The following is a 13,811-nucleotide window of genomic DNA, read 5'->3' as shown; positions in this document are numbered from 1 at the left end:
TCACGGGCGAGCTGATTGCTCGAGAGTGTGCGTTTGTTTTGTTGTAATGCAAGCTCAAGCGTGCGGTGATACTTCGATAGCCGCCGGATGGTTGCATCGGATTGTTTATCGACGGTCGCCACTAACTGTCACCCACCGTTTCAAATAAATCGGTTCCATTCCCCGCGTCCTCGCCTTCCTCTTCCGGTTCCGGCGCGACTCGTGCGATATCGGCGATTGCTTCGCCGTCGCCCAGTTTGATTAAACGAACGCCTTGGGTAGCGCGTCCGGTAACACGAATTTGGGCAACCGATTGCCGGATTGCCGTTCCACCAGTTGTTATCACCATCAAGTCGTCGGCATCGGTCACGAGAATCAAGGCAATCATCGGTCCGACCCGCTGGGTCACCCGAACCGTCATAATCCCTTGTCCACCACGCCCTTGCACCCGGTATTCATCGAGGGTTGAGCGTTTGCCAAAACCATGATTGGTAACCGCAAGTAACGTAATTTCTTTGCGATTGTCAACATCTTTCGGCACCGAAACACATCCGATGACAGTGTCGCCGTGACTTAACGTAATTCCCTTCACCCCTTCGGTGTCGCGTCCCATCGGACGGGCGGATTCCTCGTCGAACCGAATCGATTTTCCGTAATTCGTGCCGATTACAATTTGTTCAGTGCCGTCGGTCATTAAGACCTGTACCAAATCGTCGCCGTCACGCAGCGATATTGCCCGGATTCCGGTCTTACGTTCAAACTTAAACGAATCCAGCGAAGTCTTTTTAATCTTTCCAAGCCGCGTCACAAATACGATATACAATTCGGGGTTGAAGTCTTTTGCCGGGAGTACCGCGCGGATTTCTTCACCCGATTCGCGATCGATTTGTATCAAATTGACAATTGGTGTACCACGCGAGGCGCGCTGCATCTGCGGAATCTCGTAGACCTTGACCCGTAAGCAGCGACCTTGATTGGTGAAGATGAGCAACGTATCGTGCATCATCGCCGTGAAGAGGTGGTCGATCCAGTCGGTCTCTTTCGGCTTGGTCGCCTGTAATCCCTTGCCGCCACGGTTTTGCCGCTTCAATGCCGATACCGGCAAGCGTTTCACATATTGCTGATGGCTGATGGTGACGAGCATCTCTTCGTTGGGAATCAAATCTTCCCAACCGATATCACCAGTTTCCAATACAATCTTGGTGCGGCGCTCATCGCCATAGGTTGCCGTTAACTCGGTGAGTTCTTTTTTAACTTCGTCGCGTTGTCGCTCGGGATGGGACAGCAAATACTCTAACTCCAGAATCAGTTCCCGCAGCGCGGCGATTTCATCTTCCAGTTTCTGTCGTTCGAGACCGGTTAACCGGGAGAGCCGCATTTCGAGAATCGCTTTTGCCTGCTCTTCGCTTAAACCTTGCCCCTCCACAACTTTCGCCATCTCATTGGTGATGTGGAGCTGTGCCAGCAGCATCTTTGTCCGCTCGTAGGAGAATGCCGCCATTAAATCATTGCGGGCTTCTTCGACATTCTTTGCTGCTCGGATGATTGCGACAACCCGGTCGATGTCGTCGACTGCGAGACGTAAACCGAGTGCGATGTGTAAGCGGTCGCGCGCTTTGTTCAAATCGAATTGCGCCCGCTTGATAATGATATCCAGCCGGTGCTCGATAAACTTGGTGCAGAGGTCGCGCAGCGTACACACTTTCGGTGCCCCATCGACCAACGCAATGAGAATCACCCCGAACGTCGATTGCAGGGTCGTGTGGGCAAACAGCGCGTTAAGTACCTGCTGCCCCATAACATCACGCTTTAGCTCGATAACGACACGCATTCCTTCGCGGTCGGATTCATCGCGAATGTCGCTGATCCCTTCGATTTTTCCATCGTTAACCAGTTCGACAATACGCTCGATGAGTTTCCCTTTATTGACTTGATAGGGAATTTCCTTGATGATGATGCGTTGACGGTTTCCCTTGTCGGTCTCTTCGATATCTGCTAAACCACGCACAACGATTCTGCCGCGTCCGGTGGTGTAAGCGTCGCGAATGCCCTCCACCCCTTGGATGATGCCGCCGGTGGGAAAATCGGGGGCAAACAACATCCCGGTACCATGCTGACGCGGAATTTGAATTAACTCTTCATTCGTCAATTCGGGGTTATCAAGAATCGCTTCCAATAGCCAAACTACTTCGCGTAAATTGTGGGGTGGGATATTGGTTGCCATACCGACCGCAATACCCGAAGAACCGTTCACCAACAGGTTTGGCAACTTCGAGGGCAAAACTAATGGTTCCTTGAGTGAGTCATCGTAATTGGAACCAAACGGTACGGTATTTTTTTCGAGATCAGCGAGCATCTCTTCGGCAATTCGCGCTAAGCGGGATTCCGTATATCGCATTGCCGCTGCGCCGTCGCCGTCGACGCTGCCAAAGTTACCTTGTCCATCAATCAACGGATATCGTAAACTGAACGGCTGCACCATCCGGACAAGTGTATCGTAAATTGCTGAGTCGCCGTGGGGATGGTACTTACCCATCACATCACCGACGATACGGGCGGATTTCTTATACGGTCTCCCGGCATTAGCACCGAGTTCTTCCATTCCATATAGGATCCGGCGATGCACCGGTTTCAGTCCGTCGCGCACATCAGGGAGCGCACGCGATACAATCACCGACATCGCATAATCGAGATAACTCGATTTCATTTCATCGACGATGTCAATCGGATCGAAATTGCCATTTTCGAAAACGTCTGCTTGTTTCATTCGAGTCGTATAATCCTGTTAGGACATCTTCGATGTCCGTAAAAATCTGCTGCGCTCTGTTATCGTATGAGGAGCGTTGCTCTTCGGTGTGGAACGGTGAACCGTTGCGGTGGGAAACCAAGCCGGAACCCGTTTCTTCAGTGAACTCTAAACAAGAAATATACTCGTTTCCGGTAGGGTTCCCAAACGGAGGTAGGTACTTCGGTCAATCTTGGTAAGTGCCGATGAATACAGAATTTCTGTAAAATGTTTCAGGGGGAGTTTTCTGGAGAGGAGAGGTTTCGTAACTTACTTACTGAAACGATTCGCTTTCAAGTTACAAAAGTGTAACTTAGGATGAGTACATTCACCGAATCCTTTCTCTAACTGGATCTGTACCCATGATACAAGTCGAAAAAAAGCCGTCGCAAGGTACTATTCTGATCGCACATCCAACGATTCGCGATCCGAATTTCCTACGTACCGTTGTTTTGCTATGCGAACACAATGAAGACGGCACGTACGGCTTGGTGCTGAATCGACAAACGCCGCTGCAAGTAAGCGAAGTGGTCGAAGAGCCTTCGCTCGATTTGCCATTGTTCTTAGGTGGTCCAGTACAACCCAATACATTGCATATCCTGCATCGCATCGGTTTGCGGGTCAATGGTTCCAAATCAGTCAAGTATGGTACATTCTGGGGTGGCACGGTCGAACGAATTGCCGAGGTTATTAATCAAGAACCGAAATGGAAACAGGAAGTCCGATTTTACGTCGGCTATTCCGGTTGGGGTGAAGGGCAATTAAACGATGAAATCGAACGTGGTGGCTGGATACTTGCGACAGTTAGCGATGACATCCTGTTTCGAACTGACCCCAACGATCTCTGGCGAGTGCTAATGAAAAGCATGGGCGGCGAGTTTGCCTTGTTGTCAACTTTCCCCGACGATCCAAACTTGAATTGAGATAGAAATACTACCGAAAAACGCAGACAACCGTCTGCGTTTTTTTGTGCAAATTCTACTGGTTTCCGCTACAACTTCACAGAGACCGATACTCCGTCCCGTAAAGGAACGATGGTCGAGAAGAAGCGCAAATCAGCAAACAACATTTCGTTGTACTGCTTAATCCCCTTCGTATTACGATCTTTCACTTCAGGATCGAATACCCTCCCGGACCACAGCGTGTTGTCGGAAATGAGTAACCCACCTGAACGCAGCAACCGGTGGGCTTCTTCAATGACTGATGGATATTCGTGTTTATCGATATCGTTGAAGACAATATCGAAAGGACCGCTAAGTTCACGTGCCGTCGCTAATGCGTCACCGACCCTGAAATCGATGCGTTGGGATAGCTGTGCCTGCGAAAAATACTCAAAAGCGCAATCACGATTTCTTGCATCGCCATCGGTACAAACGATTACACCACCCGATTCCATCCCCTTGGAAAACCATAACGCCGAGTAACCGAAGCCGCTACCTAATTCCAGAATTCTTTTTGCTTGTACTGCTCGCGCAAGTGTCGCAAGTAATCGACCGACTAATGGTCCAATAATCGGGAATTCTTCTGCAACAGCTCGCTTTTCAATATGTTTAAGCCAAGCACTCCGGGATCGGAGATTCTCTAAATCGAAGAGATACTCTGTCAACTCGGGGCTTAAAATCGTTCTTTCCATATTTCTCTTTTCGGTAAATCACAAACGAAGGTTTGCATGTAAATTGATACGAATTTCATCGTTCAGAATCTAACACATAAACAAGAGTATCCATTTTACACAACATATTATGAGACAAATCATATTCTTATTCCTATCAAATTGGTGTAAGTTTTATATTACAATACACGCCAATTATCGGATGTATATGACTACTGTCTTGGGATTAAGTGATGAGTGGGTACAGTTGGTTGTTCGGCAAGAATTCCCACAAAGATCATCCCTTCTCTGATTTCAATGGGATAGAAACCGAGAATCGTGTGTTCATTAACATCACAGATACCAGTCCGCAGATCGAAGGTCCAACCATGCCAGACACACATCAACTGACAACCGTCGATGATACCGTTGCTAAGCGGTGCGCCGGCATGCGGACAAACATCGTCCGTTGCCTTCACGGTGCCATCGAAGAGGCGAAAGATTGCCACTTTCCGGTTGTACACCTGCATTCCGACTCCCTTTCCAATGGGAATCGAATCCAACGCTACCGTTTCAAAAAATCCATCGGGTGGTGGGGGAGAGATTTGCCACGGCGCGAGTTGGCTCGTTTGTCGTTCGATGGCGATACTTGCCGTCTCAAATGCGAAGGTCGAAAAAGGGTCTTCCACTTGGGAATTCACCGCGTCGCCAACGACTCCTTCTTCTTCGATAAAATCCTGGATGAGGGGATCGCTATCGAATTGCTCGTGGATCCAATTGAGCGATTCGGTGCTATGCTCGGCATCGGATTGTTTTTTGATTTGATTAGGCATCGTTAGAATATACGTAGGGAATCGCTCATTGAAAGAAAAAAAGTGGACAGACGAATGTCTGTCCACTTTGAAGCCAATATTGGAACAACTGTTTACGCTTCGATTCCGCGAGCAGCTAAATCGCGTTCGGCGTCGATTGCTGCCATACAACCGGTACCCGCCGCGCTGATTGCTTGGCGATAAGTATGATCGGCAACGTCGCCCGCTGCATACATCCCTGGAATTTGTAGTTTTGTCGAGCCGGGGGTCGGCAGTAAATAACCACTTTCATCCATCGGCAACTTCCCGGCGAAGAGTTTTGTGTTCGGTTCGTGACCTATCGCAATGAAAAGCCCATCGACTTTGAATTCTTCGAGCACGCCAGTTTGGAGGTTTCGAAGTTTTAAAGCATGAACACCCTTTTCGCGGGTTCCGAAAACTTCATCAACAGTCGTGTTGAGCTTCCACTCGATCTTTGGATTTTCCTGTGCCCGTTGGATCATGGCTTTCGATGCCCGGAATTGTTCCCGTCGGTGAATAATTGTGACCTTCGACGCATGCTTTGTTAAGTAGGTCGCTTCCTCCATTGCAGTATCGCCACCGCCTACGACAGCAACTTCCTTCCCCCGGTAGAAGAAACCGTCACACGTTGCACAAGCGCTGACACCATACCCCATGAGTTCTTTTTCGCTGGGTAACCCGATTAGTCGCGCCGAAGCTCCAGTTGCGATGATTAACGCCTCGGTTGTCCAACTTTTCCCCCGGGTTTTCACGATAAATGGGGGACCATTAAAGTCAACTTCCACAACTTCGTCATATTCAAAATCGACACCAAACCGTTCGCACTGTTTGTGCATCACATCCATCAAATCCGGTCCCATGATACCATGTTCAAATCCGGGAAAATTTTCAACTTCGGTGGTGATTGTTAATTGACCGCCCGGCTGGGGACCTTCGAATACCAGTGGTTTAAGATTCGCCCGTGCGGCATAAATCGCTGCAGTAAGGCCAGCGGGACCTGAACCAAGGATTGTGACCAAGCGGTCGGCAGTAGAAAGGGACATCGTCGTCTCCGTAATTGAAGGTTTCGTTGTACGTAAAATAGCACACTGTTTACTTACCAAACAAACGGACGCACGTCTGAGGTGCGTCCGTGCATTTGTTATACGTAGAAAATGTGTTTAGAGCTGTTTTTGTCCTTTTTTCCAGTTAACCGGACACATTCCCCCGGCTTGTAACGCATCGAGTACCCGGAGGGTTTCCTCGGTTGAACGACCAACATTGGTGTTGTGCACCACCATGTATTGTAAAATGCCATCGGGATCAATGATGAAAGTGCCTCGAAGAGCAAATCCAGCATTTTCAAGCAATACTCCGTAATCTCGGGCAATTACTTTGTTGAAGTCGGCTACTAATGGAAATGGCAGCAGCCCGATCCCATCCTTCGCTTCACTCCAAGCTTTGTGGCTAAATTTGCTATCGGTCGAGCAACCGATAACTTCACAGTTTCGGTCTTTAAAATCATCATACTGATCGGCAAAGCCACGAATTTCCGTAGGACAAACAAATGTAAAATCAAGTGGATAGAAGAATAATATTACCCACTTTCCTTTTTTACTCCCCTTTTTCAAATAATCGGCGAGTGCAATCTTTTTAAATTCCTTACCAACTAAGGCGTCGGCTTCAAACAATGGTGCGGCACTGGCAACTTGTACCATACGAACTCTCCTTGGATTTGATTTACTATACATTGATGTTACTTGAATTACGGGTGTATTCTGCACCTCGTTTGCATTCCCAATTTATCTCATTTGGTGTTGCAAAATTGAAGAAAAAACATTATATTACGAGGACTTATTCGGCTGAACCGGCCGAGTCCTTTTACGACGAATTAATCGTAGTAATTCCAATTGTTTATTTAATTACTCCGGGTCGAAAATCTGCTCGATTCAGTGGATTTCCGATATTTACCCGGAGGTTGGTGTTTCTGACAACAACGGGAAAGAAATAAAGTATCAATGATTGTCCCGATAGGCAAATCGGCACCCCAGTTTTCACTTCCTTTGATAACTGGAGCTACCGTTAACCTCCACAATCTGCTGAAATCAGATCCCTTGTTACTCTTGTTTTTCAAGGTGAATTGCCCGACTTGTCAGTATTCGGTTTCGTTTGTTGAACGCTTGTATGGAATGGGTGTTCCGGTTTATGGTGTTTGTCAAACGCTCGATAACCGGCAGATTCATTCGTTCGTACAAACCTATCAAACTTCGTTTCCAATTTTAGTGGAACAACCGGGATATGATGTATCGAATGCCTACGGCATCGAAGTCGTTCCTACTGTATTCCTGTTGAATTCCGTTGGAATCGTGGTTGCCGGCTTTGAAGCTTTTGATAAAGCTGGTTTTTTAACGTTAGCTAAGCTGTGTGGAAAAACGTCGCCCTTTCGGTCGCCAGAGTCGATCCCGGTATACAAAGCGGGTTGAGGCGCACTGAACCACCGGTAGGGTACCGGTTTTCGCAAACCGTGTTTGATACAGCCCAATGAAAATAAAGCTATCGCTTGAATCCAGCAAAGAGCGATTTACATTTTCCAAGGAGAAGCTATGACATACCGATATGCATCCGGTGCATTAGTTGATCTTGCCACCCCACTACTTATCGTATTGGCGAAGGAGGGGACGAATCCGAAAAAAGGACTCTTCCTTTCGCTGGACGATTTGGTCGGAGGGACCCTGCAACCGGCTCTTGCGACTGGAGACTTCACGGGAAAAACCGGCGAAGGTATTATGGTGTATGGCAGAGGCGGTGCACGAATCAAGCGAATGATTCTCTGGGGATTGGGTAAAGACATGATTTCGAACGATACATGGCGGCTAGCCTGTGGGCAGGCGGCAGTGTACGCTCGGAACATGGGAATCCGTAAATTTTCTATTCTGATCGATCCCACCACTACCGATAAACTTGGTACTCCTGAATTGACCGAAGGTGCTATCGTTGGTACCGGGTTATCGCTATATCAATTCAACCGGCATAAGACCGTCGATCTTGAAAAAATTAAAGACGTCGAAGAAATCACCCTGTATGTCGAAAAAGCTAAGGACAAGAAACCATTAGAGGAATCCGGCGCTCGTGCGGAAATTTTGCTGGATGGCATTACCCTCGCTCGCGATTTACAAAGCGGACCACCGAACGTAATCACTCCAACCTATCTTGCCCGTACCGCGGAAGGCATTTCGCAGGATCTTAAACTGATTCTGCACATCTTTGACGAAGAAGCACTCAAGCGAATGAATGCGAATGGTATTCTCGCGGTAGGCAGCGGTTCCGCCGAACCCACGTTCTTAATCGTTATGGAGTACCGGGGTGGCAAGCGGGGCGATCCACCGCTATGTATTGTTGGAAAAGGGCTCTGCTTTGATAGCGGCGGTTTGAACCTGAAACCGGGCGACAGCATCCGCGGCATGAAGTACGATATGAGCGGCTCGGCGACTGTATTAGGTACTTTGAAGACCGCAGCAGCGATGCGGTTGCCAGTGAATGTGGTTGGCGTAATTCCCGCCGTCATGAATATGCCGGATGGCCGCGCCTATCGTCCTGACGACATCATTATGATGATGAATGGAAAATCGGTCGAAGTGGACAACACCGATGCTGAAGGCCGGATCGTATTAGCCGATGCCCTGCATTACGCGGTATCGACTTACAAACCACGTGGCGTGATCGATCTTGCAACCCTAACCGGTGCGATTGTCATTGCATTGGGGCACCATGCGACCGGATTGTTTACCAACGACGAAGACTTAGCGAATAAAGTCATTGCCGCAGGTGAGCGTGCCGGTGAACACTGCTGGCGGATGCCGATGTTCGATGAGTACCGCGCCCAGATCAAGAGTGACGTTGCTGATATGAAGAATACCGGCGGCAGGGATGGCGGTTCCATAACGGCTGCATTCTTCCTGAAAGAATTTGTTGGTGACACCCCGTGGGTACATCTTGACATCGCAGGAACGGCTAACGACGTAAAAGGGAAGGCAATTTACCCGAGCGGGGTTGGCACCGGGGTTGGTGTCCGACTCCTCATCGAATTGATGAAGACTTGGGAATAAGCTACCCTAAGGTACAGGTAACGAAAAGGGACGCACTCGGGTGTGTCCCTTTTCGATGAAACAAGTAATGAAATAACAACAAGCTTTCAGTATCTCTCTGACTTTTCGGCACTCTATTCCAACTAACGGTCGAGAAAAAGCTCAAGTTTTCATCGAGATGTGTCGATAGAGAAGTACAGTGCAAGAACTTATCTGATAAACCTTCCGTGATGAGGTGTGAGTTACACCCTCGTCTCGGTTGAGGTGAATCGCGCCAACTTAAGATTCTCCTGCACGACCACCTCCCGTTGCTTCGGCAGCGGGGGGTGTTTTTTATCAATGTGAATCATGTGGTTAATGCTTTTCGAATCGCTTCGAGCAGCACTTGCGCAGAAAACGGTTTGTGGATGAACGGCGTGTTTAAGGCTTGAATCGTGTGCAACCCGCTTTCCAGTGTGTACCCCGACATAAATAGTACCTTAATTGGCAGTTTGTTTTCGCTTATCCGTTGATAAAGTTCAATCCCACCCATTCGCGGCATGATAACATCCGATACCATTAGATCGAATTTATCATCGGTTTGAAGAATCGTCCACGCCTCCTCTCCATCCGATGCCGTTACAACCATGTAACCGGTATTACTAAGGACTTTGGAAACTAACTCCCGGATATGTGGCTCATCCTCGATAACGAGAATTCGCTCGGAACCAAGCGCCACGTGGATATCGGTTTTAATCACCATTTCATCCGGTGTTTCTTCTGAAATCGGGAAGTAGATCTTGATGGCTGTACCGATATTCGGTTCGGAGTAAATTGTTAAATACCCCTTTGACTGTTTGACAATCCCATGGACGGTTGAGAGTCCCAAACCGGTTCCCTTACCTGCCGGTTTCGTAGTAAAGAACGGTTCTAATGCGTGTTGCAGAACCTCTTCCGACATACCACATCCGGTATCACTCACTACGATTCGACAATACTTACCGGGCGTTATACTCTGATATTGGTGTAAAGTCTCTTCGACAGATTCGTAGAATTCGGTCTCGATGGTAATCTTTCCACCGCGCGGCATCGCGTCACGGGCGTTCACCACGAGATTCATGATCACCTGTTCGATTTGTCCGGCATCAGCATAAATTGATGGTAGATCGCCACCCAAAATGAAAATGAGTTCAACGTCCTCCCCGATTAACCGATGCAACATCTTTTGCATATCGTCGATGACACGATTCAGATTCAGTGCTCTTGGCTGCATTGGCTGATTGCGGCTGAATGCCAGTAGTTGACGGGTTAAGGTTGAGCCACGCTGCACAGTAGTTAAAAGTTGATCTAAGGTGTCTTGTATAGGATCATTGTCCGGTAGCGAAACTTTTATTAGCTCAGCAGTCCCCGAAAAAACCGTGAGGAGATTGTTAAAGTCATGGGCAACGCCGCCCGCTAATCGTCCTAACGCGTCCATTTTTTGTGACTGTGCTAATTGCATTTCAAGGTTTTTGCGTTCTGTGACATCGCGCATCACGTGAACTACTCCGATAAACTGCCCTGCTTTATCGGTCATTGGGTCAACGACGACTTCTAAGTGACGATTGTTTGAACTTACCTCCATTACTTCACGTCTGAGCGTTTGCTTTGCTCGTTCTATCGGACATTCAGGCAAATGATCGTCAGTATTATGGATAATCTTGTGGCAAAATTGGTTGGTAATCTGCTCGGAAGCGAGGTCAGTGAAATTGAGAAAAGCCTGATTGAAACGAACGATTCTCCGTTCGGGGTCAATGATTGCAATACCATCTGATACAGCGTCAAATGTCTGTTGCCATTGTTGCGCAAGTTCTTCGTTAGCAACATTCGCGTTTTGCAAATCGGTGATGTCTTGAATCGTCCCAAACATCGTCAAAATATTGCCATGCTCATCGACCGACAACTCCCCTAATCCGTGCACCCAGCGCTCAGCGCCATCATTCTGCCGAACGATTTTGTAGACACTATCAAAGAGATTTCGATCACGAACAACGTGGTCGGTAAAGTACTTTATCATGCGTTCGCGGTAATCGGGGTGCACGATTGCCGCCCAGGAAGCAACGGTTTTTTCGTAGTCTTTTTCGATTCCGAATACGACATCCAACACTTCTGAACTTTGCCAGACTCCAGTATTTACATCGAGGACATACGATCCTAATCGTCCAATTCGCTGTGATCTTTGCAGCCAATATGCAGTTTCTTTGGCGGTTGCTTCACTTGCTCGTAATGCCTCTTCCGCTTTCAAACGGTCGGTGATATCTCTTGCCGCAGCAAAGATGACACCCTCATGGGGATACGACCGCCACTCGATGAATCGATAGGTCCCATCTCTTTTGCGATAACGGTTAACAAAGTTTAGAACAGCATTATCCCCAGCTAAGCGTGATACGGCATCTAATGTTGCTTGCAAATCATCCGGATGTACCATGTCGAGAAACCGCTTACCTTCAAGGTCATCAAGTTTGTATCCTAATGTATTCTCCCACTCTTTGTTCAAACGTAAGAAATAACCGTCGGTGCTGGCGATACACAACAAGTCGAGGCTATGCATGAAATAACTGTCTAACTGTCGACTCTGTGTCCGCACTGCTTCTTCGCTGCGCTCACGCTCTTTTCTCAGCTCCGACTCTAAAGCACTGCGTTCCTGTTCGTCTTCGAGTTTACGTTTCAAAAAATCGTGTTGTTGATAACGGTGAATCGAATAGATGATGGAGCCGCAAGTCAGAATGGTTAGAAACATTACAAAAAGAATACTGTAATACCGGAGAGCATCCTGCTCTTTCAATTCGTTCAAATCGATTTTTGCAACGATTACCCAATCAGAATCCGGTACCCGGTAAACCGAAGAAACGACCTTCTCATTTCGATAATCAAAACCGGTGAACACTCCCTCTTTGCCAAAGAATGGCTGTGCAACCGGAAGATCTTCGCGAAAAGACACTCTGAATTGCCGCTGCTCAGTAGATTGATAACGGAGTTTTGTAAGAAACTCAATGCTATCACCTTCCTTTTGGGCTAAGATGCACTCAATCGATTTATTTGCAACCGGAATCGACGAGAATATTGGAAAGAGTGATACTGAAGGATCAATGGAAATGACCACGACCCCTGGTACTGATTTGCCACTTTTATCCACAGCAACAATGGGAACGATGAACTCTAAACTCAGCGAGGAATCGGCGGTGCTTTCGCGGCAGATATCACATACTTGTATTTGTTTGAGTCTGATTGAAGTCTTTGCAATTTTTACCAGTTTGTCGGTCAGTGGAGTACGGTTGTCGCGGGTACCAGCAAGAAATTTGCCTACGGAATCATACACGGCTACGAATTCATAATCCTCATGAGCAATAAGTGATGTAAAGAGAAGGTTGATTTCTTGATGTAAAATCTTGTTGGAAGGATTTAACAAAATACTCGTGATCGTTTTCTTGGGATAATCGCTATTCTGTAACCACGCGCCATCGCGTTTTACCTCATCTAACCAATTGGAAAGTTCGTTTCGTTTTAGTTTGACTACCGCATCTAATTCCTGTGACTTTGATCCAACGAGCGCTTCAAAACCATGTATGTAGTACATTCTTCCAGCAATTAATATAATTACCGTTATCAAAACAAACAGAAGAGTCAACGACGTCTTACTGTTTCGTTTTGGTTTACTCTGTATCAAAGTGACTCCTAACCAAGAACGATTGGTTCATGTTTCGGAAATGAATTACATCGAGAAAGATAGTTGTTGGACAAAATACTGGCGTGTTGGATTTCTCAAAACTACGCATGTCTTGAGGAATTTGCAAGGGTAATTAGTGTATTTGTAATAAATTACGGTCTCACTGCTCGCTTCAGCTCTTTTTTTCTGAACAAGCAAGTTTTTCGGTTCTTGCCGTTTCGCTTACTTGTCGGTCGTTGCAAACACTTGTACTTTGTGTTTTGCACTCAGGAAAGGTAAAAACCGTGCAAATTCTCACGACAGCAGTAGTCGTTTTGCTCACGCTACTATCGATTTCTTCGGCGAATGCCGGCATCCCAATTAAATTGGATGCTACGTCAGTCATCACGATTCAAACGGCATTGCCCGGCATGTCGCTCGACGAATCGTCACGGTTGTTGCGCGCCCGATTACAAGAATGGCATGCCAAAGATCCTAAACCGGAGTTACATGTCGAGATGTTTGGCGATTCAGCATTGCTGATGGCTGGCGACCAGACGATTTGGGGATTTGGCAGCGAAGAACAACGCGCCACTGGAATTCAGCCGGCGGTTTTAGCATTAAAACTCGAATTGGCATTGCGCGAAATCGTCTATTCAAAATCAGTGGTGCAGGAGACCCGCGATCCGTTGTCCCGCTTGTTAATCGCTTTGATTTTAATCCCACTGGCATTAGTAATCTTATGGGCATCCTGGGTTCGGATCATGCGCTATTTACGGGTCGCTTTTCTTAAATCGCGTAAGGGGGGACAACGGGTATCGCAATCGCATTACTACATTCAAACGGTTGATCTCACGTTTACAATAGTAACCCGGATTGGACTGCTGTTTATCGT

The 13,811-nt window shown here is 47.4% G+C and carries 10 protein-coding genes; 4 read left to right on the top strand and 6 right to left on the bottom strand.

The window, feature by feature from the left end:
- Positions 1-121 precede the first annotated feature (121 nt).
- Entirely contained in the window at positions 122-2,746 is a 2,625-nt protein-coding gene (gene gyrA / locus OEM52_09240) for a DNA gyrase subunit A (GenBank protein MDK9700314.1), read from the bottom strand.
- A 380-nt stretch (positions 2,747-3,126) separates the two neighbouring features.
- On the opposite strand from gyrA, the gene OEM52_09235 reads away from it, so the two are divergent.
- Entirely contained in the window at positions 3,127-3,687 is a 561-nt protein-coding gene (locus OEM52_09235) for a YqgE/AlgH family protein (protein MDK9700313.1), read from the top strand.
- 68 nt (positions 3,688-3,755) lie between these two features.
- On the opposite strand, the gene OEM52_09230 is transcribed toward OEM52_09235, so the two are convergent.
- From OEM52_09230 to OEM52_09215, 4 genes are all read right to left on the bottom strand, one after another.
- On the bottom strand, positions 3,756-4,397 hold the full coding sequence (locus OEM52_09230) for an O-methyltransferase (protein ID MDK9700312.1): 642 nt from the start codon (positions 4,395-4,397) through the stop codon (positions 3,756-3,758).
- A 191-nt stretch (positions 4,398-4,588) separates the two neighbouring features.
- Entirely contained in the window at positions 4,589-5,188 is a 600-nt protein-coding gene (locus tag OEM52_09225) for a Rieske (2Fe-2S) protein (protein ID MDK9700311.1), read from the bottom strand.
- A 92-nt stretch (positions 5,189-5,280) separates the two neighbouring features.
- A complete protein-coding gene (trxB, locus tag OEM52_09220; GenBank protein ID MDK9700310.1) occupies positions 5,281-6,231 on the bottom strand; it encodes a thioredoxin-disulfide reductase in 951 nt (316 codons plus the stop codon).
- Positions 6,232-6,348: 117 nt separating this feature from the next.
- Positions 6,349-6,885, bottom strand: coding sequence for a peroxiredoxin (locus OEM52_09215; GenBank protein MDK9700309.1), 537 nt, complete (start codon positions 6,883-6,885; stop codon positions 6,349-6,351).
- 300 nt (positions 6,886-7,185) lie between these two features.
- On the opposite strand from OEM52_09215, the gene OEM52_09210 reads away from it, so the two are divergent.
- Both OEM52_09210 and OEM52_09205 read left to right on the top strand, forming a co-directional pair.
- Complete coding sequence (locus OEM52_09210; protein MDK9700308.1) at positions 7,186-7,650, top strand: redoxin domain-containing protein; 465 nt, start codon at positions 7,186-7,188, stop codon at positions 7,648-7,650.
- Between the two features lie 120 nt (positions 7,651-7,770).
- Positions 7,771-9,273: a leucyl aminopeptidase gene (locus OEM52_09205; GenBank protein MDK9700307.1), complete on the top strand. Its 1,503-nt coding sequence runs from the start codon at positions 7,771-7,773 to the stop codon at positions 9,271-9,273.
- 325 nt (positions 9,274-9,598) lie between these two features.
- Here OEM52_09205 and OEM52_09200 read toward each other — a convergent pair whose 3' ends face one another.
- Positions 9,599-12,847 (bottom strand): PAS domain S-box protein, encoded by a 3,249-nt coding sequence (locus tag OEM52_09200; GenBank protein ID MDK9700306.1) that lies wholly within the window; start codon positions 12,845-12,847, stop codon positions 9,599-9,601.
- A gap of 374 nt (positions 12,848-13,221) precedes the next feature.
- Between OEM52_09200 and OEM52_09195 the strand changes: the two genes are divergently transcribed.
- A partial coding sequence (locus tag OEM52_09195; protein MDK9700305.1) for a hypothetical protein occupies positions 13,222-13,811 on the top strand: 590 nt, incomplete at its 3' end.

It is taken from the genome of bacterium (assembly GCA_030247525.1).
In the GTDB taxonomy this organism is placed as follows: Bacteria; Electryoneota; JAOADG01; order JAOADG01; family JAOADG01; genus JAOTSC01.
The sequence above is the reverse complement of the archived record's forward strand: the minus strand, read 5'-3'. Positions and strand labels throughout refer to the sequence as shown.

Coding starts and splice junctions, on each gene's coding strand:
- OEM52_09235 (MDK9700313.1), top strand. CDS start 3,127: ATGATACAAGTCGAAAAAAAGCCGTCGCAAGGTACTATTCTGATCGCA.
- OEM52_09205 (MDK9700307.1), top strand. CDS start 7,771: ATGACATACCGATATGCATCCGGTGCATTAGTTGATCTTGCCACCCCA.
- gyrA (MDK9700314.1), bottom strand. CDS start 2,746: ATGAAACAAGCAGACGTTTTCGAAAATGGCAATTTCGATCCGATTGAC.
- OEM52_09230 (MDK9700312.1), bottom strand. CDS start 4,397: ATGGAAAGAACGATTTTAAGCCCCGAGTTGACAGAGTATCTCTTCGAT.
- OEM52_09225 (MDK9700311.1), bottom strand. CDS start 5,188: ATGCCTAATCAAATCAAAAAACAATCCGATGCCGAGCATAGCACCGAA.
- OEM52_09200 (MDK9700306.1), bottom strand. CDS start 12,847: ATGTACTACATACATGGTTTTGAAGCGCTCGTTGGATCAAAGTCACAG.
- trxB (MDK9700310.1), bottom strand. CDS start 6,231: ATGTCCCTTTCTACTGCCGACCGCTTGGTCACAATCCTTGGTTCAGGT.
- OEM52_09210 (MDK9700308.1), top strand. CDS start 7,186: ATGATTGTCCCGATAGGCAAATCGGCACCCCAGTTTTCACTTCCTTTG.
- OEM52_09215 (MDK9700309.1), bottom strand. CDS start 6,885: ATGGTACAAGTTGCCAGTGCCGCACCATTGTTTGAAGCCGACGCCTTA.